This is a genomic window from Acaryochloris sp. IP29b_bin.137 (assembly GCF_028285745.1).
In the GTDB taxonomy this organism is placed as follows: Bacteria; Cyanobacteriota; Cyanobacteriia; order Thermosynechococcales; family Thermosynechococcaceae; genus Acaryochloris.
Genome location: NZ_JANQOP010000023.1, coordinates 1 through 24,284, shown reverse-complemented (window position 1 = coordinate 24,284; position 24,284 = coordinate 1). Strand labels below are relative to the sequence as shown.

At 46.0% G+C, this 24,284-nt stretch carries 15 protein-coding genes and 1 tRNA gene; 4 read left to right on the top strand and 12 right to left on the bottom strand.

Annotated features, from left to right (window positions below; all coding sequences use genetic code 11):
* Positions 1-20 precede the first annotated feature (20 nt).
* Positions 21-93 (top strand) — tRNA-Phe (locus tag Q0991_RS01650).
* Positions 94-113: 20 nt separating this feature from the next.
* Here Q0991_RS01650 and Q0991_RS01645 read toward each other — a convergent pair.
* The 7 genes from Q0991_RS01645 to Q0991_RS25030 all read right to left on the bottom strand — a co-directional run bounded on the left by Q0991_RS01645 (position 114) and on the right by Q0991_RS25030 (position 12,381).
* A complete protein-coding gene (locus tag Q0991_RS01645) occupies positions 114-2,714 on the bottom strand; it encodes a CHAT domain-containing protein (protein ID WP_299484869.1) in 2,601 nt (866 codons plus the stop codon).
* A gap of 124 nt (positions 2,715-2,838) precedes the next feature.
* A complete protein-coding gene (locus tag Q0991_RS01640; protein ID WP_299484868.1) occupies positions 2,839-5,601 on the bottom strand; it encodes a filamentous hemagglutinin N-terminal domain-containing protein in 2,763 nt (920 codons plus the stop codon).
* Between the two features lie 199 nt (positions 5,602-5,800).
* Complete coding sequence (locus Q0991_RS01635) at positions 5,801-6,277, bottom strand: hypothetical protein (protein WP_299484866.1); 477 nt, start codon at positions 6,275-6,277, stop codon at positions 5,801-5,803.
* 108 nt (positions 6,278-6,385) lie between these two features.
* Positions 6,386-7,852, bottom strand: coding sequence for a leishmanolysin-related zinc metalloendopeptidase (locus Q0991_RS01630; protein WP_299484864.1), 1,467 nt, complete (start codon positions 7,850-7,852; stop codon positions 6,386-6,388).
* 348 nt (positions 7,853-8,200) lie between these two features.
* Positions 8,201-11,296, bottom strand: a complete 3,096-nt coding sequence (locus Q0991_RS01625) for an S-layer family protein (RefSeq protein ID WP_299484862.1) — start codon at positions 11,294-11,296, stop codon at positions 8,201-8,203.
* Positions 11,297-11,512: 216 nt separating this feature from the next.
* Entirely contained in the window at positions 11,513-11,752 is a 240-nt protein-coding gene (locus Q0991_RS01620; protein ID WP_299484860.1) for a hypothetical protein, read from the bottom strand.
* A 359-nt stretch (positions 11,753-12,111) separates the two neighbouring features.
* Positions 12,112-12,381, bottom strand: coding sequence for a transposase (locus Q0991_RS25030; protein ID WP_366524869.1), 270 nt, complete (start codon positions 12,379-12,381; stop codon positions 12,112-12,114).
* 720 nt (positions 12,382-13,101) lie between these two features.
* On the opposite strand from Q0991_RS25030, the gene Q0991_RS01615 reads away from it, so the two are divergent.
* Positions 13,102-14,370 (top strand): DUF4336 domain-containing protein, encoded by a 1,269-nt coding sequence (locus Q0991_RS01615; protein WP_299484858.1) that lies wholly within the window; start codon positions 13,102-13,104, stop codon positions 14,368-14,370.
* A 220-nt stretch (positions 14,371-14,590) separates the two neighbouring features.
* On the opposite strand, the gene Q0991_RS01610 is transcribed toward Q0991_RS01615, so the two are convergent.
* The 5 genes from Q0991_RS01610 to Q0991_RS01590 all read right to left on the bottom strand — a co-directional run bounded on the left by Q0991_RS01610 (position 14,591) and on the right by Q0991_RS01590 (position 20,733).
* The gene (locus Q0991_RS01610; RefSeq protein WP_299484856.1) at positions 14,591-15,286 is read right to left on the bottom strand and encodes a hypothetical protein; all 696 of its coding nucleotides are present in this window, start codon (positions 15,284-15,286) and stop codon (positions 14,591-14,593) included.
* Between the two features lie 349 nt (positions 15,287-15,635).
* Positions 15,636-17,315: an alpha-glucosidase gene (locus Q0991_RS01605; protein ID WP_299484853.1), complete on the bottom strand. Its 1,680-nt coding sequence runs from the start codon at positions 17,313-17,315 to the stop codon at positions 15,636-15,638.
* 101 nt (positions 17,316-17,416) lie between these two features.
* Complete coding sequence (locus tag Q0991_RS01600; RefSeq protein ID WP_299484851.1) at positions 17,417-18,964, bottom strand: mercuric reductase; 1,548 nt, start codon at positions 18,962-18,964, stop codon at positions 17,417-17,419.
* Positions 18,965-19,061: 97 nt separating this feature from the next.
* Positions 19,062-20,120 (bottom strand): glucokinase, encoded by a 1,059-nt coding sequence (locus Q0991_RS01595; protein ID WP_299484849.1) that lies wholly within the window; start codon positions 20,118-20,120, stop codon positions 19,062-19,064.
* 418 nt (positions 20,121-20,538) lie between these two features.
* Positions 20,539-20,733, bottom strand: coding sequence for a hypothetical protein (locus tag Q0991_RS01590; RefSeq protein WP_299484847.1), 195 nt, complete (start codon positions 20,731-20,733; stop codon positions 20,539-20,541).
* A 311-nt stretch (positions 20,734-21,044) separates the two neighbouring features.
* Here Q0991_RS01590 and scpB point away from each other — a divergent pair, with 311 nt between their 5' ends.
* A complete protein-coding gene (scpB, locus tag Q0991_RS01585) occupies positions 21,045-21,542 on the top strand; it encodes an SMC-Scp complex subunit ScpB (protein WP_299484845.1) in 498 nt (165 codons plus the stop codon).
* A gap of 2,013 nt (positions 21,543-23,555) precedes the next feature.
* The coding region (locus Q0991_RS01580; RefSeq protein ID WP_299484843.1) for a calcium-binding protein at positions 23,556-24,284 on the top strand (729 nt) is incomplete at its 3' end.

Below are 24,284 nucleotides of genomic sequence, written 5' to 3'. Positions count from 1 at the left end.
ATAGCAAAGGTCAAGACCGCGCCGGGATAGCTCAGTCGGTAGAGCAGAGGACTGAAAATCCTCGTGTCGCCAGTTCAATTCTGGCTCCTGGCATTTTTTTAATGAATATCAATCTACAGCCAGTTCCCCACTAGGACAAAGGCGGACCAGTGGAGGGGATGTCGGAAGTCGGGGTTGTTAATCATGGCAATTTGGGCCTGTTGCAGGGCTTTAACTTTAGACGTTTCCGGTTGAACGAGCTGAGCGTAGAAATCACCAATCAGCAAGGCCGTCGACTGATCGTCCACCTTCCAGAGTGAAGCAAGGGTACTACGAGCACCTGCCTGGACAGCGACCCCTGCTAAGCCTAAGGCGGCTCTCCGATCTCCTGTAGCCGTTTCACAGGCGCTTAAGACCAGGAGTTCAATGGGGTCTGGGCGGACTTGCTCACTGCTGCGTAGCAGCTCATTCAGTTGGTTAACATTAATTTCCTTATCCCAGGCTAACAAGACAGTTTTTTCCGCTTCAGAGCTAAATTTACCGTGGGTCGCTAGGTGAACAATGGGATAGGGAAGAGATTGAATCTGCTGACGGAGAGACGCGCTGGTAAACCCCCGATCTAAGAGAACTTCAGTGGTGACCAGCTGACGAATCTTGTCTATTTCTTTCTTCACATATTTGATGGGTGGGTAATGGTGGCGCGCTTCGCTAATCCCCGCTGCAATCACCTGGAGTTTGCGGCCCTGGAGCGGCTGGGTATTAATCAACTGCATTCCTGGTGCCAAGGCCAACGCATAGTTTTCGATTAAATATTGGTTGCCATCGTATAGCGCGGCCAGGGGGATATTGCGCATATCCCCATCTAAGACAAAGACGAGGGTGTCCGCTTGGCTCTCGTCTAAGGCTGCTTTAAGGGGCTGAATTAGCCAGCTATAGATGGTTTGCCCTAATTCTTTACTTTCAATAAATGCAAAGGGTTTTTCAATTTGTTTCCGAAACTGATCGATAGTGTCTTCAACCTCTTGTCGAGGAATGGGGATAGATTGATACTGAAGCGCTTTCTGCTGGGGCAGGCTGGCAATCAGTTCCAGACGATCGGGAAGCAAAATCGGATACACGACTGCCGCTGATTGTTGATCAATGTCTTCGATACTGATGATTTGTCCATCCAAACAGGCAGATCGGAAAAAGTTGTCCAACTCCGTCAATTGCAGAGACTCCATAACCTTGCGGGCCTGTTGCAGGTTATCCTGGCTGGGATTGCTGCCCCGCAGCAATAGATCAACCAGTTCCCGATAGACGGGTTCAACACTGTCACGGAAGGTAAATTGGGCTTCAGCATTGGTGGCAACAAGATCTTTTCGCAAATGCTCTAAGGTTTGAAATGCTCCTCGATAGGCGGAGGTTGCCATATCGGTTTGCTGTTGAGCATCCATAATCCGCCCCAATTGCCATTGCCACTGGTAGCTGATTTCGCTGGCATTATGAGCTTGGGCGAGGAAGAGGGCCTGCTCCGTTAACTTTTGGGCTTCAGTCCATTGTTTATCTAGCTCATACAGGTGTCCTAAATTACCTAGGGCATAGGCTTGAGCCCGAGGATCTGCTATTTCATTGGCTTGCTGAATTGCATGCACCGTAATATCTGCAATATCTCGAATGGCAGGGGTACGGCTAGATGAGTCTCGATTCAACCTCACCAGGCTTTTGACTAAGTTAACTTGGCTATAAACATTACGCCGACTGGGGGGATGCTTGATCAGCTCCTGTTCAATTTGGGGCCAGATCTGCTGCGCTTGGTCCCAATCCTTCTTCTCAATTAAAACGCTAAGGAGGTTGAGTTGGGCTTGATGCTGGGTGGAGGGGATTGGGGATTGGGCGGCTTGTTGATAGAAGCCAATGGCATCGTTATAGGCTCGGCGGGCACGGGCGGTATTGCCCAGGCTCAGTTGAGTGGTGTGAACTTCCTGGGGAGCCACGGTTGTTTTGGCATCCTTTAAACTGATCTTGAGATATTTCTCGGCGTCTTCGAGATCACCGACGAGGCGCAGCACATTCCCCAAGCTGCGGTATCCGGTTGCCCGAATCTCTGGACTGGCTTGCTGATCCAGATCGGCTGTCACCTTTTCTAAGGTTTTGCGGGACTGGAGGTACAGCCCCAAGACTTGCTGAGCTTGGGCGCGATTAATCAAACTGCCAATGCGACCAATATCATCCCCCAGTTGAGTATAGATCTGAGTGGTTTGCTCCCAGGTCTTTAGGGCATTTTCTGGATTGCCCTGAGAAAGCTGTAGACTTCCCAGGGTGTTAAGGGCTTGGGCATAAATGGATAGGTTCTCCGGGGCGGGCGGGTCACCAATCATCTCCAGGCTGAGGCGAATATTATCTTTGGCCTGTTGCCACTGCCCTAATTCTTGCTGGGCAAGGCTGAGTTGATTCAGAACGATAGCTTGATTAAGGGGCTGGTTTTCATACCCCTGAGCGGCTTGGGTCCAAGCGTCCACCGCAGCGGCGTATCGCCCAGCTTGGTAGTGTATTTTGCCCTGCTCTATCAGTTGAGCGGGGGTATTAGCCAGGCGCTGTTGGGGAGGCGCGGGGGTGTCGATGGAAAGCTGGTGGGTTTTGGGGAGGGCAGGATGTTGCCCCAGGCTTAATCCGAGAACTAAGCAGGCGCTGCAAAGGGCATACCCTAACAATCGTAATCTTTTCCGACTGAGGGGCAGCAGTTTTGGAGCCATAGATATCCCCTTCCTCATGGTTGCTAGCATGATAGTTGTCCGGTTGCTTTTGCCCAAGTTCATACTTGCTGAAAATCGCTGAAATTCTCGATTTTGCTCTCTATTCTCGGTTAAGTTGAGGGCTCTAGCAAGTGGTGGTGGGTTGGGGAACTTGAGAGGGTTGAGGAACGTTGGCGGTTAGGTAAATGCGACCTTGGGGGTCTTTGACCCAGCCCCTGGCTTCGGTGATGGTTGGGGTGGGGGTGGGTTTTTGGGAGGCGGATTGAGACGGGTTGGCGGTGGGCTGGAGATTGTGGGCACGGAGGTCTTGCCAGACGCTGGTGGGGGTTTGGGTTTCGTGGGGACCAGGGGGGAGACCGCCACGGCCAATATGGGTGAAGGTGCTGTTACCGAGGGCTTGGCCGGGTCGACAACCTTGAGCAACTTCTTGCGGGGGTTCTACGGATTCTGGCAGTTCGGTAAGGCTTTGGCTAGGGTCAACTTCTGGGTTGTTGATTTCGACTACACCATCAATTCCACGTTCAGAGCTGGCAGTGATGTCGCTGTCGGGTGATAAGAATAAACCACGGGTATTAATTTGAATATTGCCTCCACGTCCTGTGAAAGCGTTGGCAGTGATATCACTATTTTCTAAAGCAACTAGTAGATCGGTATTAATTGTGATATTCCCACCATCTCCACCTTTATTTTGATTGCCTGCTGAAGCAGAGATACTACTGTTATTTCTGAGCAGTAATAAATTATTAATATCAAGATCTATATTTCCACCTTGACCACTTGTGGATGTGGCAGAAATAGTGCCGTTATCAAGAGTCAAGTTTCCTGCCATCAGGGTTATGTTGCCTGCTGGACTGCTACCCTGGCTGTTAACAGCTATTTGCGCCCCATCACGAATGATAAATATTTGAGGATCTATAATAATGCTCCCGGCACTGCCTTGAGAACCGGGACGGCTGCTGGCAAAGAGTCCGCTTGCTGGTCCTTCATTTTGGACTACATCAAGAAATTCTGATTTCCGTTGAAAAAAGGTTGGATCGCTACCAGATAACAGTATGGAATCTGTCACATTTAATTTAATATTTCCTGCATCTCCATTACTACTTGTAGTGGTTAGTATCTGACCCCCATCTAGTGCTTCAAAGCTATTGGCATTGATAGTAATATCTCCACCAGGACTTGCGTTCAGGGTTTGAGCACTAACAACCGCCCCATCTGTTATTCGAAAGATATCTGTATCTACCCTAATATCTCCTGCTGCACCGATCGCTCCTGCTTCGGTAGTTGTAATTAACCTACTAGAAAATCCATTTTCTTCAGAGAAGCCGGATATGACAACAGAGTCAGTAGCGTCAATCAGAATTTCTCCTCCAATACCTTCTCCACCAGGGGCAACACCAGCACTTAATTGAGCGCCATTTTTTAAAGAAAGCTTGTGTGTTTGGATATTGATTGTTCCACCTTTACCCTCTCCACCATCGTCTACTGAAGTTATAATTTGAGTCCGTCTAGTTGTTCCCGTAAGTCTCGTATTATCTAGCGAAACAAAATCACGAGCATTCACGACTATATCACCAGCATCCCCTATTCCGAGAGTAGAGGTCTGTAGACCAGAGCCATTAGCTAAAGAAAGTGACCTAGCCTTAATATTGATTTTTCCACTATTACCTCTAGCTGGGGCAGATTCAAGAATAGTTATAAGCACACTATTAATGCCGCTATTGTTTAGATTGATGCCATCACGGACATCGATTGTGATATCACCAGCATCACCCTCACCAAGAGAGGTGGTGTTTATCCCGCTACCATTCTCTAATAAAAGAGATCCAGCTTGGATACTGATGTTACTAGCATTGCCAGTTGCGAAGAGCCCTACAGTACTTAGAACAACTCCACGATCACTGATTTTTAAGGCATCTGTTGCGTTGAGAGTAATATCACTCGGTGGGTTGTTGCCAGATTGTACACCCAGCCCAACTCCGGATTGAAGTGTAGAGCGTCTTTTTGAAATATCGAGATTCCCTGAAATCTCGATATTCCGAGCGTTGACTGCAATACTACCGTTACCTGTACCACTCACATCAACGATAGCCCCATTGGTTAAAGTCACATCAGATCGCACTACATTCTCAGGAAAGCTCAGGCTCATTTGGCTACCGTCAATTTTTAGCCCAACTGTTCCTGGCTCAGCTAAACCACCTAATTCTACTCTGCCACTGAAGGCGTTTAATCCTCCACTATTCATGCGAATATTACCCCCGACAAGCAGCAAACTTTGGCCATCAGGCACCTGTAAACCAAATGCAGAGAAATCGGGAGAGCTGGTTAATGGACTTGGCCCTAATGGTGTCACCGATTTGTTCTCGATAGGCTTGGCAATAACCTGATTAAACAGGAAAGCAGAAGGATTAACCGTCAGCAGAGAGGGATCATTTGGTTCAGAGGCACTAAAAAAGCCTTGATCGCTAAATTGCAAAGCATTTGCAGTTGTTGCAACAAACGAGCCATTGAGGTTTAGAGACGCATTGGGGCCAAAAATAATTCCATTGGGATTCAAGAGGAATAAGTTAAAGTTTGAAGCTGAACCACCCGCTTCGAGGCGGCCAAAGATCTTAGAAGCAGATGAACCTGTCACACGGCTGATCACATTCTGAATCGTAGGATTATTGTTAATAAAGCGAGCAACATCACCTTCAGACACAGAAAAATTGGTAAAGCTATGGAATAGATTTTGACCTGCGGATGTACCTCCCGTAACTTCAAAGATATTACCGGATAGAGTAACGTTGCTAGAAGTAGTTGAATCAGGGGTAACTTGGGCTCGAGCCAGAGCTGCTGTAGCCAAATAACCAAAAGCAATACTATTAGCTATACAAGCGTATAATTTCATGATCAGTTATCAAAATTAGGATCAAAGACTAATGCTAATTCAAATTTAATTGGTGCAACAACTGAATCATATACTTTAGAGGGCGTTTGAAAAATATTTGGGGACCCTTGTCAAATCTGGCTTTTAGTGATTCGAACGTTTTGGCTAAAATCCTTGCCAGATAAAGCTTCTGGAAAACTTTTTAAACACCCTTTTACGGTTATTCATAAGGATCGCCTGGACAATTAATTCCTTCAATACAATTTGTTTGTTGAGACAACAATATATTGTTTCGACCTTTATTAAGGCATCGATGAGGAAAAACGGAGAGGCTAACTATCTTGTTTTTAGAGCTCTCAGTACTTTCATTTATCGTTAATCTAACACTATGACCAAAGTTGGCAGCCTCTTGAAATCTTTCTTTGAAATCGTTTAGGTTAAGTCCTGAATTTTTGTCATTTTGTATTGACTTACTTGTAAAGGTGATGTCATCGATTCTAACTGTCTCAAGGTCACCGTTCGCACAGTAAGTTAGTGCCGTAATACATCCAGTTGGTAAATTGGGCGCGAAGATTTTTTTATTGAAAATAGCTTGCAAATCTTCTTGACTGAGAGCAAAGCCAATTTTTTGCACTAGAGCTCTGATTGTTTCCTCTGTAACAGCAAAAAATTCTGATGAATCTTGAGTATCTGTCATGATTTTCTCCTTTTAAGATTGAATATTTCTAGCGTTCATCTTCTTCAACTGCTTCACTGCTTTTAGCCACTTATCAGCATACTTTCAGGCAATATCACAAGCTATTTGTTAATTACACATGGCACATCCTCTACAATGACAAGTCTTATCTGTGCTCATACCCATCATGGCTAGTTTCTCAATTTTAGAGAGCATGAAAGGATTGGGAGCGTTAGGGTTGACTGAGTAACCAAGGTCTTGCAGTGAAGCCAGGGTGAGTCGACTGATCGGATTCAGGCCACTGTTTAAAAAGCCTGTCATCACTTCATTGCCAAATATCGATTCTCGCCAGTGGCCATCACGAGTGCCCGCTCCCCCTATGTTCTCCACGGGTATTGGTATTGGTATAGCCTTATTTAACCCGATCAAAGCTGCAAATTCACGCATAGCATTGACACCCGTAAACCTAGGATTATTTGTACCAACGCCTTGCAACAAACCTTTTTGTTCCCAAAGTGTGCCAAACCCAAGTACATGACCCACTTCATGGATAATGACATTAAGCAAACTGCCATCCTCTTCCATTCGCGTCAAATCAGCAGAGTCAAACTCCATTATTCCGGTGGCAGGTAGTAGAGAACCTGGCCGTAAATGTACTGGACCTGCCTGAGCAAGCCTATTATGAGGCCCATCCATCTCCAAAGCCCTAGCAGTAATCGATATACCGTTAATTCTCTTGCCATTGATAATGACTGGCGGTAAGTTCCCCCGAATAATACTTCCCCACCGTTGTGCTGCTTGTCGAAAAGCTAACTTTTGACCCTCACTAAAATTGCCAATAAACTCTAAATCAATTGGTAAAGGAATATGAACGGTAGAATCTTGTTCAATTAGTGAAGCCTGTAACTGTTTCTCTAGAACTGGTTTCTTGATCTTTTTTGGTCGTATTTGCAGAGCATTAATTTCTCCATCAACTCGATTGTATACGCAGGTAATGGGTTGGCCATAATTGAAAGCTTCTGTAAGCTCATTTTTATATACATTAAGATTGCCAACCTTTATAATTCGTGATCGATTCAAAAAGTCTAAATTATCGGCCACTTTTAAGTCCACTCTTTCTGGGGAAAAATAGTCTTGAATAGCAGAGGATATAGTATTCAGATGATTTTCTAAACAATTCGTTTTTTTGTTTTCTTCCTTTGATTTTTTTTCGCTATTTATGAATGTAAATACCTCTCCCGATCTTATCTTAAGATCGAATTTGCTAAGGCCATTGACATCATTGCTATAACTTGTCGTGAGTACTATTCCATCTATTGCATTAATAGTACCATTATTAATTAAATCAATAGTTTTTAAGGTAAGACTTGATCCACTTAATACTTTTAAAATCTCGATCAGTCTTGGAGTAACAAGAAAATGCTTTTTCTCCATCGCGTCAGTAATATCACTACCAAAATTTTTGATCCATGAAATCCTTAAACATACAGATAAAGATAGAAATACTCCTACTACTTCTAATGTTTGAGGAGATGACTCAATAGTATCTATTTTAAGTGATTCTAAAGATACTAATTTGAGAATAAACAACCCCATAATTAGCGAAAACTGATAAACAATTACTCGGGTAATCTCATCTAGAACAGTTAGCTATTTAAAGCTCCAGAGAGGAAGTAAATTAATTAAGGACAACTATTAGAAAAATTGACAAATTATGTGGCCTTTCCTAGAGACCAATAGAACGTTGAGAATTGAATGATGCATGAAGCCTAACAATCTAGTAGAGTGACAGTGTCCTCCAATGATGAGATTCCGAATTATTTACTCATCAGAGCAATAGATAGCAATTATGCAGAGATTTACATAAGTTTGTAATTTAAATCACAGCGACTTTGAAATTTCTTGTTCAAAACACCATAACCCTTTACTAGCAAGGTATATCAGCTAACAAGAAACAGTAGGAGGCAAATCATGGTGACTAGCTGAATGACCCACAAGCCTCATCTTGCCATCAGGAAGTCGTTGCCACCCCTTAGCTTCCACCCACCTCGATGGAGGAGCAGTAGCCACCTGGGAACTCCGTTGAGACCCAACTTGACCCACAGGTTGCCCAGTCGGCTGAACCCGCTGAGTCCGCAAATCTTGCCAGACCGCCTCCCCACTGAGCGCTGCAGCAGGATTCTGAGGCAGTCCCCCCCGCCCCTTATTCACAAAACTACTGCCAGCCGTTTGGGCCTTACACCCCTTTGCAATCTTTGCAGGTTTTTCAACCGTATCGGGTTGCTCTGACAAATTCTCGCTCGGGTCCGCCTCAGGTGTAATAATTTCCACCACCCCGTTTAGCTCAGGATTATTTTGAGAGAACGCCGTAATATCACTCTGGTTCGTCAATGAATCTCGGATCTTTAGCCCAAAAAGCCCTTGAGTCGTAATCGTAATCTTGCCACCCGGCCCATTCAGGGCATTAGCCGTAATATCACTATTCTCTACCGGAAAAGCAATGACAAACAGCGCATTGATATCGATATTTCCCCCCATGGCATCTCCACCAGTAGTCGTCGAAATCAAACTGCCGTTTCGCAACAACAAGAGATTATCAATATCCAACTGAATATCCCCTGCTCGCGCTATTTGAGATTCAGCCGTAATCTGCCCTCGATCTAGGGTTAAATTTCGAGCTCTCAGTCGAATATCTCCCCCTTCGCCAGTTCCTAAGCTAGTAACTGACACCGCCGCCCCGTTAGCAATCAACACCTGTATCGGATCAATAAAAATACTGCCCGCTGCTCCAGAAGAGTCACGGGTCGTATTGGCAAACAACCCGCTATTTGCCCCAGTTAACGTAATATTGTCCCGCACCTGCAAGGTAATATCCCCTGCAGGTCCTGGCCCCGATGTCGTGGACAGCAACTGGCCTCCTTGGCTGGCTGTGAAGCGATTGGCCTGGACAAAAATATTCCCTCCAGGCCCATTCTCCGATGTACTCGCATTCACCACAGCTTCCTTTTCAATCAGGAAGTGGGGGGTAAAAAATGAAATCGATCCGCCTCGGCCTGCATCGGTGGTCTGTGCAAATACGCCGCTCCCTGGATCGGTGAGGCTGACCGCTTGCACAGCGCTAATATCGATTTTGCCAGCATTGTTGGGGCCAGCCGTGGAAGAAGAAATCATGCCTTGACGAGCGATTTGCAGCTGTCCAGTCGTGATGTCAATAGAGCCTCCGGGTCCTGATGTGCCGTCTAATGCACTAGAGATAATGCTACTCTCAGCCCGCACCCCAATGGGAATAACAACAAAGGATGTAAAGGGATCGAAGCGCAATTCGTCAACTTGTTGCAGGCGTTCAGCAAACGTTGCATCCGTGCCAGATAGGGTGAGTAGATTCTGAACATTGAGTTCAATTTGACCTGCAGCTCCCTGGTTCGATGTGGTACTGATTAGCTGCCCTCCATTGAGTAGGCTGACTTGGTTGGCATTGACCGTGATCTTGCCTGCATCGGCCACACTATTGGTCTGGGCTGACACAATCCCACCATTAGAAACCTGCAGCAAATCTGTATTGATCGTGATGGGACCGCCTACTCCAGTCGCGCCTCGCTCAGATAAGGAAACCAGACTACTGGACGTTCCTTGCTCTGAGAGGACGCCATCAATCCTAACGGCCTTAGAAGCGTTGATAATTATTTCTCCTGCAGGATTAGGCCCAGTGGTAAAAGCCTCGATCCGACCTCCCCGGAGAATATTCAGCGTGCTGGAATTAAGCTCGATTTGACCTGAAGTGCCCAGGCCCAAAGAACTGGATGCGCCAATAAAAGCACCGTCAGAAACTGTAATCGAATCAGTAACATTGAATAGAATATTTCCAGCGGCCCCTGTTGCTGGGATCGTTACTACCTCACCGCCTTGAAAAAGTTTTCTTGCCGATGAACTGGCCGTTATAGCAACCGTTTCTCCCGACACGCTAAAGTTTTTAGCATTGATTTCAATATTGCCTGCTGGTCCTAAGGCAAAGGTTGCAGTCACTAAACCACTAGGTATCGATCTCACGCCAGGAATGGGCCGATCAATAATCTGGATGGTTTCAGTGGCATTCAGGAGAATGTTACCTCCCAGTTGATTTCCTGTATTACCAGCGTCTAATATCGATCCACCTGTTAAGGTGATATTGCGGCCCCATAGGCTAATATCGCCACTTACGTCATTATCTATTGAGCTTACAGATGTTATCAGTCGAGATCCAAGCTGGACTGTAGACATAGGAAATTGAACAATTTCCCCAGTAAGACTGATATCTCCAAATTCTGATATCTGATCAAAATTTAGCGTCCATCCTGCGGGTTGGGTCGTTGGGCTTACGGGTACAACTCCTGAGTTCGCCACACTACCAATGACAATCCGCCCACTAGCAGCAGTCAAGAAACTGGATTGAAGCGTAACGTCACCACCGACCAACGCTAATGTTTGTTGCGGAGGGACAGAAAAGCCGAACAAGCTCGATTGAACTTGGATATCCCCCGGAGAACTGCCAAATTGCAATCCTACTGGCGTGCTTACAGTAAGGAGAGGGGCAGCTTGCGGCGATACGGCGCTGAAACGTTGATTTTCACGAAAAATAACAGCCTCCGCTGTACTCGCTAGGAAAGACCCTCCAATATTGAGGGAAGTATTGGGACCAAATTGGATCCCTTGCGGATTAATAAGAACCAAATTGGCAGTGCCGTTCGTACGGATTAAGCCATTGATGTTGGAGGCTGAAGATCCTGTAACTCGGGCAAAAATATGTGCCACAGATGGATTATTAAACCAAGCAGATCCGCCATCGGGCACACTGAACGTATTAAAACTATGAAAAAGACTGCCTGCTTGCAGAGTGCCCTGCTCAATCGTGAAATTCAGATTGTCGGAAGAAATAACCTGGGTTGAGGTGGTGTTGTCTGAGGTAATTGGAACTTGAGCAAAGGTAGTCTTTGAAAAGCTTAAGCTCTCAAAGACAATTAAAAAAGCTAATATTTGGGAAAAGCGAGGGTAAAAAGTAGACAAATTCACAACTGCTTTTGGAATTTTAGCCTGTAAGCTACCATAGTCCCCTGCACTTTTCCCAATACGTACGCCAAATTTAATATAGAAAGCTTTAACCTAGCTGTGTCTCTAAGGATAGGGGAGGACTTAGCCAGGTTAAAGCTTGGAGAATGCAGATGATATTACTATTCGGACTGAAGCGCCAATCTGTTGCGACTTCCTAGTAAGTATTATTGCTTATGGATGACAATCTCCAATGAATGCCAAGCATCCAGCAGCTGGAAAGTAAGGGCAGGGTTCACACCAAACGAGACCTCCAGCAGATCGGATTTCATCTGCTGATTCCTTAGTAATCAATTCACCTAACTTCTTCGAAACTTCTCCTCTTTGTTCTTTAGATAAAGCCATTGTTTTCTCCTTGAAATAAGTAACAATTGTTGATATCGAAAACAGTAAGACATATTGTTTTAATGCCATTACTTTTCTGCGATATCCCTTAAAGACACAAACTAATTTACTCTAAGCGTCTGGACGCTAACCTCAACTTCCCTTGCGTCCCAATATATGGGAATAGGGTAGGAAGGATTAACTATATTCTGATATCTGAGATGTTTGTAGGAAATATGCATGTTTTACAAAACTAAAGTTTTTTTATCATCACTATAAAATCAATATGCTTCTCCTAAGTCCCAAAAACTTTGCAACACAACCACCGATCGCAACCCATATAGCCTGGGATTAGAAATGCTTCGCATCAGAGGCGTACCCAACATGACCGCCCATACGAGCTGCCGCTGATAGTGACGGGCTAAATTTGGATCCTGGCGACAAGCGCGCTAAGCAATTTCAATCCAAATAGCCCGCAGGTGACGATTCCCTTGTTGGGTAATGCGGCTTTTGCAGATGCTCTGCTCCCTCGAATGTTCACTGGGGGGCAATCTGGTGTAACTAAACAACTGTCGTTCGTTAGCAAACTGACTTCTATCCCCGAGTTCACTGGTCAGGACTCGGACACTGATGGCCCCGAGGTTATAATTCTGTCCTTCGTGTCTGAGGGGTCGTACGTTCAGGGTAGTGAGAGGTTGGTTCCTGTGATCGCTGTTCATACCTTCTACCATAGAGACAGAATTGGGAAAGGGGCTGGGGGTGAGGGCCTTAGAGGGAGTCCCCCAACTTCGGAATACGCCCCTGAAGTAGGCATCGCAATCGTGCTTGCAGGTTCCATGCAACTCGTTTTCAAATTTATTCGGAATTTTATCGAAATCTTTGCGTAAAAGAGGAATCTAATCCCGATAGGTATATATAGGAGCGCATGCTTCTATTAGGAGCGTCAGCTCCTATAAATCCTCTAATGCAGATATCACCTGCGAAAGGCTCTAAAATCTATTTTTTGGGCCTTTTTTCTTTGATTTATATAACAGATTTGGCTGCATATCTCTTCTCTATGGCAATCTGGTTTTATGTGGTGGCCTAAGTTGTTAGGACTGGGCGTTCATGGGGAGAAGCCAAATTATGGATAGTGAATTTAAGACGCTTATTATTTTCAGTCACGCTACAATGATTGTTGTCCTTATGGTTGGCTTATTTTGGCTCTCTAATTCATGGCCGAGTTTACTCCCTGAGTCCCCCCTACCCCTGCAAGAGCAAAATTTAATTATGAATTCCTCTGTCAATTGGTCTCAGTCTTAGTGTTCAGGGCAACTCAGACGGACCCGCAACCGTTCTACTCAATAGCCCAAACATTTTGGCCTGGTATTTGACTACACTCATAAATTGAGGCAATGATCATCTTTTTGTCGTCATTATTGAAGTGTGGATGAGGTGCCGTGGCAACAACTCAAGGCAGCGAACAAAAAACATTAGAACCGCAACAACGCTCAAGGGATTGGTCTTGGCCCTATTGGCCTTTTGTCCCTTTGTATCCCTATGGCCAACGCCGCACCCTTTGCCGGGAGATTGTCAAAGGAAAAATTTGGACCTTTGAGCAACTCCAGGGCATCCTTTACGTGATTATTCCCGTGCGGATGACGGTCATTAAGTTAGCTGCTGGGGGGTTATTGGTGTATGCTCCGGTTGCGCCCACGCGGGAATGTATCCGCATGGTCAAAGACCTGATTGAACAGCATGGCGAGATTAAATACATTATCCTGCCGACGGCTTCTGGAATTGAGCATAAGGTATTTACAGGCCCCTTTGCCAAACGTTTTCCCAAGGCCCAAGTGTTTGTCTCTCCCAGTCAGTGGACGTTTCCGCTAAATATTCCCCTGAGTTGGCTGGGGCTATCGGGTCGTCAAACTCAAAAACTCCCGGCCAACAGTGCCGATACGCCCTTTGCGGATGAATTTGACTATGCCATTTTAGGGCCAGTGGATTTGGGACTCGGGCCGTTTGAAGAAGTTGCTCTGTTTCATAAACCATCCAGGACTTTGCTGATCACAGACTCGATTGTTTCTATTCCCGTCAATCCACCTCAGGTATTGCAGTTTGCCCCCTATCCGATGCTGTTTCATGCTAAGGATAATGCCTTTGATGTGGTTGAGGATACGCCAACGGTTCGGCGTAAAGGGTGGCAACGCATGGCTTTGTTCGCCTTTTATTTTCAACCGAGCGTGTTGGATGTTGTGAACACCAAACAAACCTTTAAGGATGCCCGACAAGCTCCTGATCGATCTAAGAAAGCTTATTTTGGCTTATTCCCCGTCCAGTGGCATCTAGACTGGAAGCGTGCCTTCGATGCGTTTCGTCAAGATGGAAATCCGATTGTGGCTCCCATTCTGCGGAAACTGATTTTTAATCGCAATCCAGAGGTAGTGCTTCAGTGGGCGGATCGAGTGGCGCAATGGAATTTTCGCCGCATTATTCCCTGCCATTTGGATGCACCCGTGATGACCACGCCTCAAAAATTTAATCAGGCCTTTGACTTTTTGCGGCCTGCACCCCCTCCCAAGCAAGGATGGTTTGCGAAAAAACAACCGATTTCTGTGAACTTTCCCAAGGAGGATATGGCCTTTTTGGATCGGGTGGATCAGTTTTTGTGCGATCGCAACATCACTCCACCAGCCAAGCCCTTACCCAGAGAAACTTCAGAGCAATAGTTTCTTCCATGTAGACGGTTGGTACTCATGGCGATTGTCCACCTGATCTACATTCCAAGATTAAATGATGATGTATTTTGGGTACTTTATTTGGTGTCAATGAAATCTAATGGTATCTAATCAGAGGCGCGAGTAAAGTAATACAATGCCAACTATTCGCTTGATGTGAGCGTCCCTCCACATTAAATAGTTAGATCAACCTAATTCAGACGATCTAAATTTATGGAGTGTTGGATGGTACAGGAACCTGCTGAACTCCAGTACCATTTATCTTGTCAAGACCATTGAGTTTTCCTCCTAAAGTAAAAGCTCCTGCAACTAATGCAGATAGGGCAAGGAGAACAGACCAAAATTGGACAGGCTTAAGACTTCCGATAAGTTCTGCAATTGTTAGTTTGGAAGGATCTCGATAGTGCTTTTTTTCTGGTGCTGAATCAAGTTTTTCCTTCCAGCTTGCTAATACACCATTAAATTCAGGAGTATTGAGATCTGTCGGATGTAGATTCACCCACTGTACATACCAATCATAGCCCTTCTCTAATAAGCCCTCACTTTTTAGACCGTTCTCAATAATTACCAGAAGAGGCAGTCCTTTAGAATAAGCCATAGCAGCTTCGATCTGATTCCAAGAGGTTGGAAGTCTTACTTCTGACAAAATACTCTCATTTGGTCCACCACGTTTTTCCAGCCCATCGGAGAAATATGTTCTTTCCAATGCGATAACTACGATTCCTGAGCATGAATCCATGAGTTTATTGATTGCTTTCAGTGGAGCTTCTGAGCTGAAGGTATTTCTCCCAACAGTTCTAGGAACAAGTGACTCACTACGAAGACGATCCTCAACTGCACGAACAAACAGTTCTTGTTGATCTGTTGCAGTTCCACCAACGCTAACAAAAATTGTTGACTCTTTCATAGTCCTCCGATTTATTGAATCTAAACTATGGTTCTACGACGGTCTGACGTATACCCCCTTATCCTGATATGGATAGAAAAGCGACATGTAATTGGTTAACCTCCCTATTTCCGGCCCTATCACGTCAAGGTTCCTACTACAGTAAAGTCTCCTACTACCCAGAATCAACCTTCACGTCTGTTAGATAAAGTTCGTGAATTAGCCAGACTCAGGCATTTAAGCTATAAAACTGAAAGGGTATGAACCGATTGTAGGTCGCTTGTCAGAAGCTGAGTTGGCGTGAGTTTTTTATTGAAACTGCATAACAATTATGGGAACGGACCAATAATTTCGGAATGTAGCCTGAACTTTATGCTTTCCTTAAGACATCAATTTCGAAGGATTGTAAATTCTCAGGGAGTGCCAAAGTTTTGCCAGATTCCCATTGGTTAGAAGCTAAAACAGTCCAGCCCTCTTGAGTGATCGACTCATCCAACTCTAAAGGTTTCTCATAGGCAAAATTGATTAAGATCAACACCTGTTCAGACGCTGTCTCCCGCAGATAGGCCATATGCTCGTAGGGGTAATGAATCAGCGTCCGCCAACTGCCAAATCGGAGAGCCTCGCTTTGCGCCCGCACATAGAGCAACTTGCGATAGAAGTTTAAGATCGACTCCTTATCTTTTAAGGTCGTTTCGACATTGATTTCCGGGTAGTTGGCATGAACCGGGAGCCAAGGGGTAACCTCCTTGCCAAAGCTAAACCCAGCATTCGCAGACGCGTCCCACTGCATAGGGGTACGAGCCCCATCTCGGTTCGGGGGCAACTCTCCTGTGGGACTAGCCACGACGGCCTGATCGCGTTGTAGTTCCGGGGGGATATCGAGGTTATCTTCCATACCAATTTCTTGGCCGTAGTATAGCACTGGCGTTCCCCGCACTGTTAACAGCAGAGTGGCTGCGGCTTTAGCAATTTCCGTGGGGTTCGTGCATAAGGCACATTCAATCCAGCGAGACAAATGGCGAGGTAAATCGTGGTTATCCAGAAAATAGGTGGGCCAGGCTCCGGTCGGGGTGATGCGCTCCTTCTTTTCGATCTCCCGTTGTAAATAGCCGGGATACCAAGGACTAAAGGGAAATTCAAAGGCAAAGGGGAGATGCAGCTCATCATTATTGACCCCATAGAAGCTATTGGAGTCATATAAGCGGCTATCGATAAAGGTCTCACCGATCAGAACCCGGTCTTCGTACTCGTCCATCAGAGCACGAATTTCTCGAATAATCCCATGATTATCAGGCAAATCTTTGTCGTAGAGGTGATCCTGGTTATAGTAAGCATTCTTATCCGTTGCCCCGAATTTGACGGGGTTATCCCGATAATATTGGTCCTTGCTATAGACGCTAGACGCATCTAGCCGAAAACCATCAACGCCCATATCGAGCCAATAGCGCAGCATGTCATAAATGGCAGCCTTCACCTCAGGATTGCGCCAATTTAAGTCAGGCTGATTCTCGTTAAAAACGTGAAAGTAATATTGCTGACGGTCTTCATTAAAGGTCCAACCTGACCCGCCAAAATAGGATAACCAGTTATTGGGAAGCCCGTCCTTATAGCCTGGATCTTGCCAGAGGTACCAATCGCTTTTGGGATTGTCGCGGCTAGCGCTAGATTCAAGAAACCAGGGATGCTGATTGGAGGTATGGTTCAGCACCATATCCATAATCACCCGGATCCCCCGGATATGGCATTGCTCTATCAGCTCTTTGAACTCCGCTAGGGTACCGAAGGTGGGGCAAATATCCCGGTAGTCGCTGATATCGTAGCCGTTATCCACCATCGGTGACTGATTAACGGGAGACAGCCAAATGGCATCAATGCCCAAGTCAGCCGTTTTATCCGGGTCGCCATCGTTGAGGTAGTCTAGCCGTTGGATAATCCCCCGTAAATCACCCACCCCATCGCCATTCCCATCCGCAAAGGTCAGGGGATAGATCTGGTAAATTACTCCCCCGTGCCACCACTTGCGATCGCAATCTAATGCTAAGGACATTCAGGTCTTCCTTGGTACAGATAACAACATCCAAACATACTGCCCAGTTGTAACTGGACAGAAGAACGCGCCAAATATTTTTGGAGTTCTTGAGTTGACGACTAGGAGAGTTTGGTCAACAGTCCCAAGAACTTAATGGTTTTGGGCGTTAGTAAGGTGCGACGGTAGGCATCTGCAGCCTGTTTAATGGCTGCAGCCTGGGTGGGATAGGGGTGAATCACACTTGCCATACTGCCCAATCCCACTTTGCCAACCATGGCCGTGGTAATTTCGCTGATCATTTCGCCTGCGTGACGGGCGACGATGGTGGCTCCGATAATTTTGTCAGAGCCCTTGGCGAGGTGGATTTTGACAAAGCCCTCTTCCTCCCCATCCGCAAGGGCCCGATCCACGTCATCAAACAAGATTTTTATGGTGTTAACATCCATGCCTTTGTCTTGGGCTTCCCCCTCATACAAGCCAACATGGGCAATTTCAGGATCCGTGAACGTCACCCAAGGCATCACCAAATCACTGAGTTTATATTTGCCAATACCAAAGGGCGAAAACAAGGTGTTTTTAAGAACGATCCGGGCAGCGGCATCAGCAGCGTGGGTAAACTTCCAGTTCATGCAAATGTCCCCAGCCGCGTAGATTTTGGGATTTGTCGTCTGCAGGTAGTCGTTGACAGCAACACCCTTGCGACTATCATATTCAACCCCTACCGCCTCAAGATTTAAGCCATCGACATTGGGAGCGCGTCCTGCCCCTGCCAAAATTTCATCAACCACCACAGATTCTTCTCGGCCATCACAAACGAAGTGAATCACTTTGCCTGCTGGTGTACGTTCGACCCGCTTCATCTGACAAGCCAACACCAGCTTGATGCCCTCTTTTAGAAAGGCTTGCTGGACAATTTCTGCCGCATCAGCATCTTCTTTACTCATTAGATGGGCCCCTCGATGGAAGAGCACCACCTGACTACCAAGGCGATGAAAAGACTGGGCAAGCTCACAGCCAATCGGTCCACCCCCAATCACAGCGAGACGCTTGGGTAGCTCCGTTAAGGAAAACACCGTTTCGTTGGTGAGATACCCGACTTCTTCAATGCCTTCAATCCGGGGGCGAACTGCCCTTGCACCTGTCGTGATCACGGCTTTTTTAAACCGCAGAGTTTTGCCATCAACCGATACGGTATTGGGGCCAGTAAATTTGCCCTCTCCCAAATACATATCTACCCCAGACTTAGCAGCGGCGGCAGCAGAATCTACAGGGCTAATCCGGGCACGAACCTCGCGCATCCGCTCCATGACGACTTGAAAATCGACATCTATCTGGGCAGGCGGTTGAATCCCATAGGGTTGAGCGTCCCGCATATCGGCAACGACACGAGCTGAGCGAATCAGGCATTTAGAGGGCACGCAACCCACATTTAAACAATCTCCCCCCATCAGATGCTTTTCAATCAAAGCCACTTTGAGGCCGACTCCTAAACCGGCTGCGCCTTTAGCTGTGACTAACCCCGCTGTACCGGAGCCAATCACGACCAAGTCATAGCATTCAACGGGGGTGGGATTGACCCAATCCGGCGGATGAACATTATTCACCAACTTGCGGTTATGAACATCCATGGGGGTGACGGTCACACCGGAAAAAGAAGATTGTGTCATGGATTGCTAAAGCTCCTCAGAAGACTGAACGGTTATGAGAAATCGGAATGCTGTCCCCAAGCAGTCGAACTAAACGCAATTATTATGCGGGTAAATTCTAAGAATCTGCTGAGAGTTGGGCTGCGTAAATGGCAGAACCCATCAACCCCACCTTGGGGTTAAGTACAACATGAATCGGCACTTTATCCAGTAGGGGACTGACTCGACCTTTCGTTTGGAATGCTTTGAGAAAGGCTCCCGTCTGGAGTAAAGGCAAGATCTTGGCGGCCACCCCCCCGGCAATATACAGACCTCCATAGGGCAATAGCTTTAAGGCTAGATTCCCCGCTTCAGCACCATAGGCGTCCACAAATAAGGTCATGGCTTGCTGGCAGAGGGGATCGGTACCTTGCAATGCGGCCTGTGCGATCGCAGCGGCTGGATCGACTAAATTCTCGACTGGCTCAGTGCGTTGGTCCCAGGCTTGAAAGACCTGGGCAATCTCGGTCGATTCCGAATGCTCCCCTAAACTACACAAAAATCGATAAACCGAGACAATTCCTTTCCCCGACACAACCCGTTCCACAGAAACGCGGTCTAGCTTCATATCTTCCCGCAAGAAATCGAGCAGTTGAAACTCGATGGGCGTGCGGGGGGCAAAGTCTGCATGGCCGCCTTCACTCGGGAAAACCTGATACCCTTTGACACTCGGCATCAAGAACCCTTCCCCTAATCCCGTGCCCGCGCCAATCACGGCAATGGGTGTCTTTGGATCAGCAGGGACTGCTTGCAAGGTTGCAACATCCTGTTTATCAAGCCCCAAAATGCCATATCCGACTGAGGCAAAGTCATTGATCAGAGCCACATGATGGATGCCAAACTCTGATTCCAAGCGACGAGCATTTAAAGACCAGGACAAGTTGGTCAGCTCTGAGGTGTCGTCGATGACCGGACCCGCAATCCCAAAGCAGGCGGCCTGAGGGGGTGTCCCTGCCCCCGATTGGGATAGAAACTGCTCAATCATCGGGCTAAGATCAGCAAAGTCCTGGCTGGGGTAAGTCTGTTCTGATAGCGTTGTTAATCGGGGAATGGATGATTGAGACCCTGAGGGTTCTGCTTCAACCAGGCGCAGAATCGTTTTAGTGCCTCCAATATCCCCGGCAAGAATAGTTTGCATCATCTCCCCTTGGACTAAACGGTTCGCTTGCGATAGTACCCCTAAGTTCTGGTGAGGGTGACAACTCTAATTTAAGCTTGTCAAAGAGAATAGGGGATACCAAAAAAGCCATTTAATAATGTTTTGAGCAGCGCAAGCCATTTATCGCATGTTTGTTTATGCCCCTTTATGGCTCTTCTCAACATCATAGGGATTGATTCTGAGAATCCCATGATGCTGTGCTGAAGGGATGAAAGCACTATTCAAAGGGGATCAATCGCGGTGGCTGAAAAAGCGGTTGGGGAAAGATTTGCTCGCGGTCCACAAAATGGACGTAGCCACACAAAAACATCCAAGGACAACGACATGATCCTTGGATGCTCGTGTTCAGCTTAAATTAGTCGAAACGGGCTGAAAAAAGCGTAGCAATGCTAAAAAACTAATCTGAAGCGGTAGCTGTATCAGAATTGTTTTCCTGATTTTCTTCGTTTTGGTTATCAGAAGAGGATTCTTGACGATTCGAATTATACTGTCGACGACCAAAGCGGCCAGAGCCAGAACGCTTACGGAACTTCCGGGCATAAGCTTGATTTCGCAGGGCTTTTTCTTTTTTTAGGTTGCGGCGCTTAGCCATAAATACCTCAACTAAGGATGACGGACTTTTATTCTAAATCGGTTTAGATCAGGTTACATCACCTAACCCTTAAAAGATGAAGTTGGCAGAATAATTTATCGTATCACATCCCCGATTTCACCTGTTTCTCTCAAGGCCATCAACGGGTTGGGTGGGAATGATGACTCCTGCGGCGAACCTAAAAGATATTTTCGTCGAACTGACGAGAAGCAATCTGGATTAAAATCCGGGCCAAATGTTGCGAACGCCATGAGAAGAGCTATTATTGGCGCAAGGCAACTTGTCTCAGCAAAGATCGAGGAGATTTCCCTGTGGTTGGTACGACGGAAACAGCCGCATCCCCCCGTTTGGCAACGGTGATTGAAGCCATTCTCTACCTTAAGGCTCAACCCTTGTCCCTCAGCAAAATTGTGGAATACGCCCATTGCGATCGCGATGATGCCGAAGATGCCTTAATCGAGCTGATGCAAGACTATGCCCATCGGGACAGCGCATTGGAAATTGTTGAGACGGATGGTGGCTATAGTCTTCAACTGCGCCAAACCTATAAAAGTATGGTGAATACCCTGGTGCCGGTGGATATTGGGGTGGGGGCTCTGAGAACCTTAGCGGCAATAGCCCTCAAAGGTCCCATCGCCCAAACTGACCTCGTCGAACTTAGAGGGTCAGGGGCCTATCACCATGTTCATGACTTAGTGGAACAGGGGTTTGTACAAAAACGACGTCAATCGAGTGGACGGTCTTACCGAGTGCAAGTCACGAACCAGTTCTATCAGTATTTTGAAATTGATCAACTTCCCAAAATCTAGCGGTTAACAAGTTCGAGTTTTGTAGCCAGGACAACCGCTTTTTCGACCTGAGATTGCTAAATTTGCAAGGGCCGATAACCTCAACCGAGCGTTGAATTCCACCTAACGTGCAATTTTTAGGTTGGTTTGTCCGTCAATAATCCAGGTTTCATTCCCCCTAGTGACTATTCGATATTCTCCCATTCGTAAGGAAATAGACTCTGTATGTTATGTGATGCATGCCAGAGACAACGGGCTTGTCTACCCCTTGCTTTAGCCCAGACTGACTCAACTTTGCTTCAGCAACTCGACTCGCTACAACAATGCGATCGCCTGATACCCGCAACACGTCAACCCCATAAGATTCGCCAATGGGTTGGAGCCTTGTATCACCATCTCAAGAATTTTCTGCTACTTTGCACCACTTCTCTTTACCATCGATTTTCGGTTCACTCAGGTTAGCGAATGGTGAAAACTGAGTTAATCCCTTCTCGCTGAGTGCCGGGGACCGTTACCCCTTTCCTTATCTGGGTGAACGGATTTAATGTTCTTTCTCTGCATATTGAACTTAAGCGCAAAAGAATCCGACCAACCACTGTGCATCTTTCGGAGATCAGGGAAAATTGGAACTGTTCTTTTTGGCTGATGTCGTTGAAACGACTTACCAGTTTTATATCAGAATCTTGAACTGTTTTACCCAAAAGTTGTTGGGATTTAGGGATTGAAGCGATTGGCTCGATGCAGGTCTTTGCATAAGAGCGTATCTGTTGGGCATCAACCCACTCCTTCGATGGATAGACATTCAAGTCATAGGGGTGGACAACATCCAGAGCGTTCTAAATTTTAATAACTGGCGGGGGAGTCTCAACAAAGTTCAGTTGTGGCAGAGAAGCTTCTATATGGCAGGCAGATTCAGATATCACTGACGCGCAAATTTCAGTTATGACAGATGTATGGAAATTACTGATAATATCTTGCACTTATAGTGAAGAAATATAAATTTCTTGCCAGGCCATAAATCTTTATTTTCCTGAGTCCAGCTTTAATTCAAAGAATAATTAACCGATTAACGCGATATGCAACTTTAATCTAGTCGGGGTGAATTCCCCGTTGCTTGAAACGAAGAACAAAGATCTCAAACCAAGGCACTGGTCTTTTAAGAGGATCTAGATTTCCTTAGTCCTTATTGAATAAGCATTTGAACTTTCGATCCCTATTAGACCTCTTGCATAATTCAGTTGACGATGTGGTAGATAGCTAAAAATCTGAGTCAGATTACGGCATAAATCGAATCAGTAACACATCATGCAACGAATATTGCAAGAGGTCTATTCCCTCTGAAGCCCATAGAAAAAAAGGATTTTGACCTTGTAGATCCTGTTAATAGACCAGTGCCCAAACCAAGTCTACAGATTGGGAGTGAAACATTTCTCATATCCCATCTGATTGCAACAGGGTAGTTGATTTTCAGCAAGATGACTTTTTTCTCAACCCTTGAGTGGGTATAAAGCTCATACTTCCTCATCAAGCTAATGCGAATATTCTCATAAAAGGCTGTAAACACCAAAATAAAAAGGGCTTTCTATACACTCAAATCAAGCTTTAATATTTGCACAGATAGCATTACAGACAAGGTGATTATTCCAAAGCTAATTTGCACACCATGTTTTTAAGTAAATACACTTAGGCTATTGAGGGGATTATAGCGAAATTAGCTAATTATTTAAGTGTTTCCACTGTATTATCCCTTGAATAGAATAATTATCCTGACTTTGGATAAATGGTTTTTCTTATCTCTGATAATCACAAATAACTATTTTTTTGCATTTTTTCGATATCCTGAGTTTGGATAAAAATGAGGTTGGTGCTTATTAATTTTTAGAATAAAAATTATTTTTTAGGAATTTAGGACCTATCCATCATTTTTCCTAGCACTCTAATCTCTCAAACGAAAAATATGGGTTCTAGTTATTTTAGTCATCGGCATCTAAGTCATTTATCCTGTGTTTTTTGAATAACTAGATAGGTATATACATGGGAACTACCAAGACTTTCGATCTAACGGATAGTGATGATATTTGGGGCGGCTGGGAAGATTTAGTTGACTATATTGTTTATGGTAAGCAGGGGAACGATAAGCTCTACGGTTACAACGGTAACGATACCCTCTTGGGTGGAGCCGGAAATGACGAGATTTATGGCAGTCTAGGAGATGATTCCCTGGATGGGGGCGCTGGCAACGACACCCTATATGGCGGCCTTGGAGATGACATTATTTCCGGGGGCGCTGGAAACGACCATATTTTTGGTGGTGAAGATGATGACTTCTTGTATGGCAATGCAGATAACGATCTGATTTTTGGCTTTAGTGGAAATGATTTGTTAGATGGGGGCGCTGGTCAAGATACGCTCTACGGAGAAGACGATAACGATACCCTCTATGGCAGAGATGACAATGATCTAGTGGATGGCGGTGCTGGGAATGACAGCATCTTTGGTGACGATGGTAATGACAATCTTTTTGGCTACACCGGCCAAGATAGTCTCGAAGGCGGCAACGGCCATGACACCCTCGACGGCGGTACAGGGAATGACCAGCTCTGGGGTGGCAAAGGCAACGACTCCCTCAAAGGGGGTGCCCAAGATGACATCCTGGATGGCGTTCAGGCATCCAACAACAGTCATACCGGCATCAACACCATCGACACCCTATTAGGCGGAGCCGATGCCGACACCTTTGTCTTAGGAGATTCCATCTCCGCC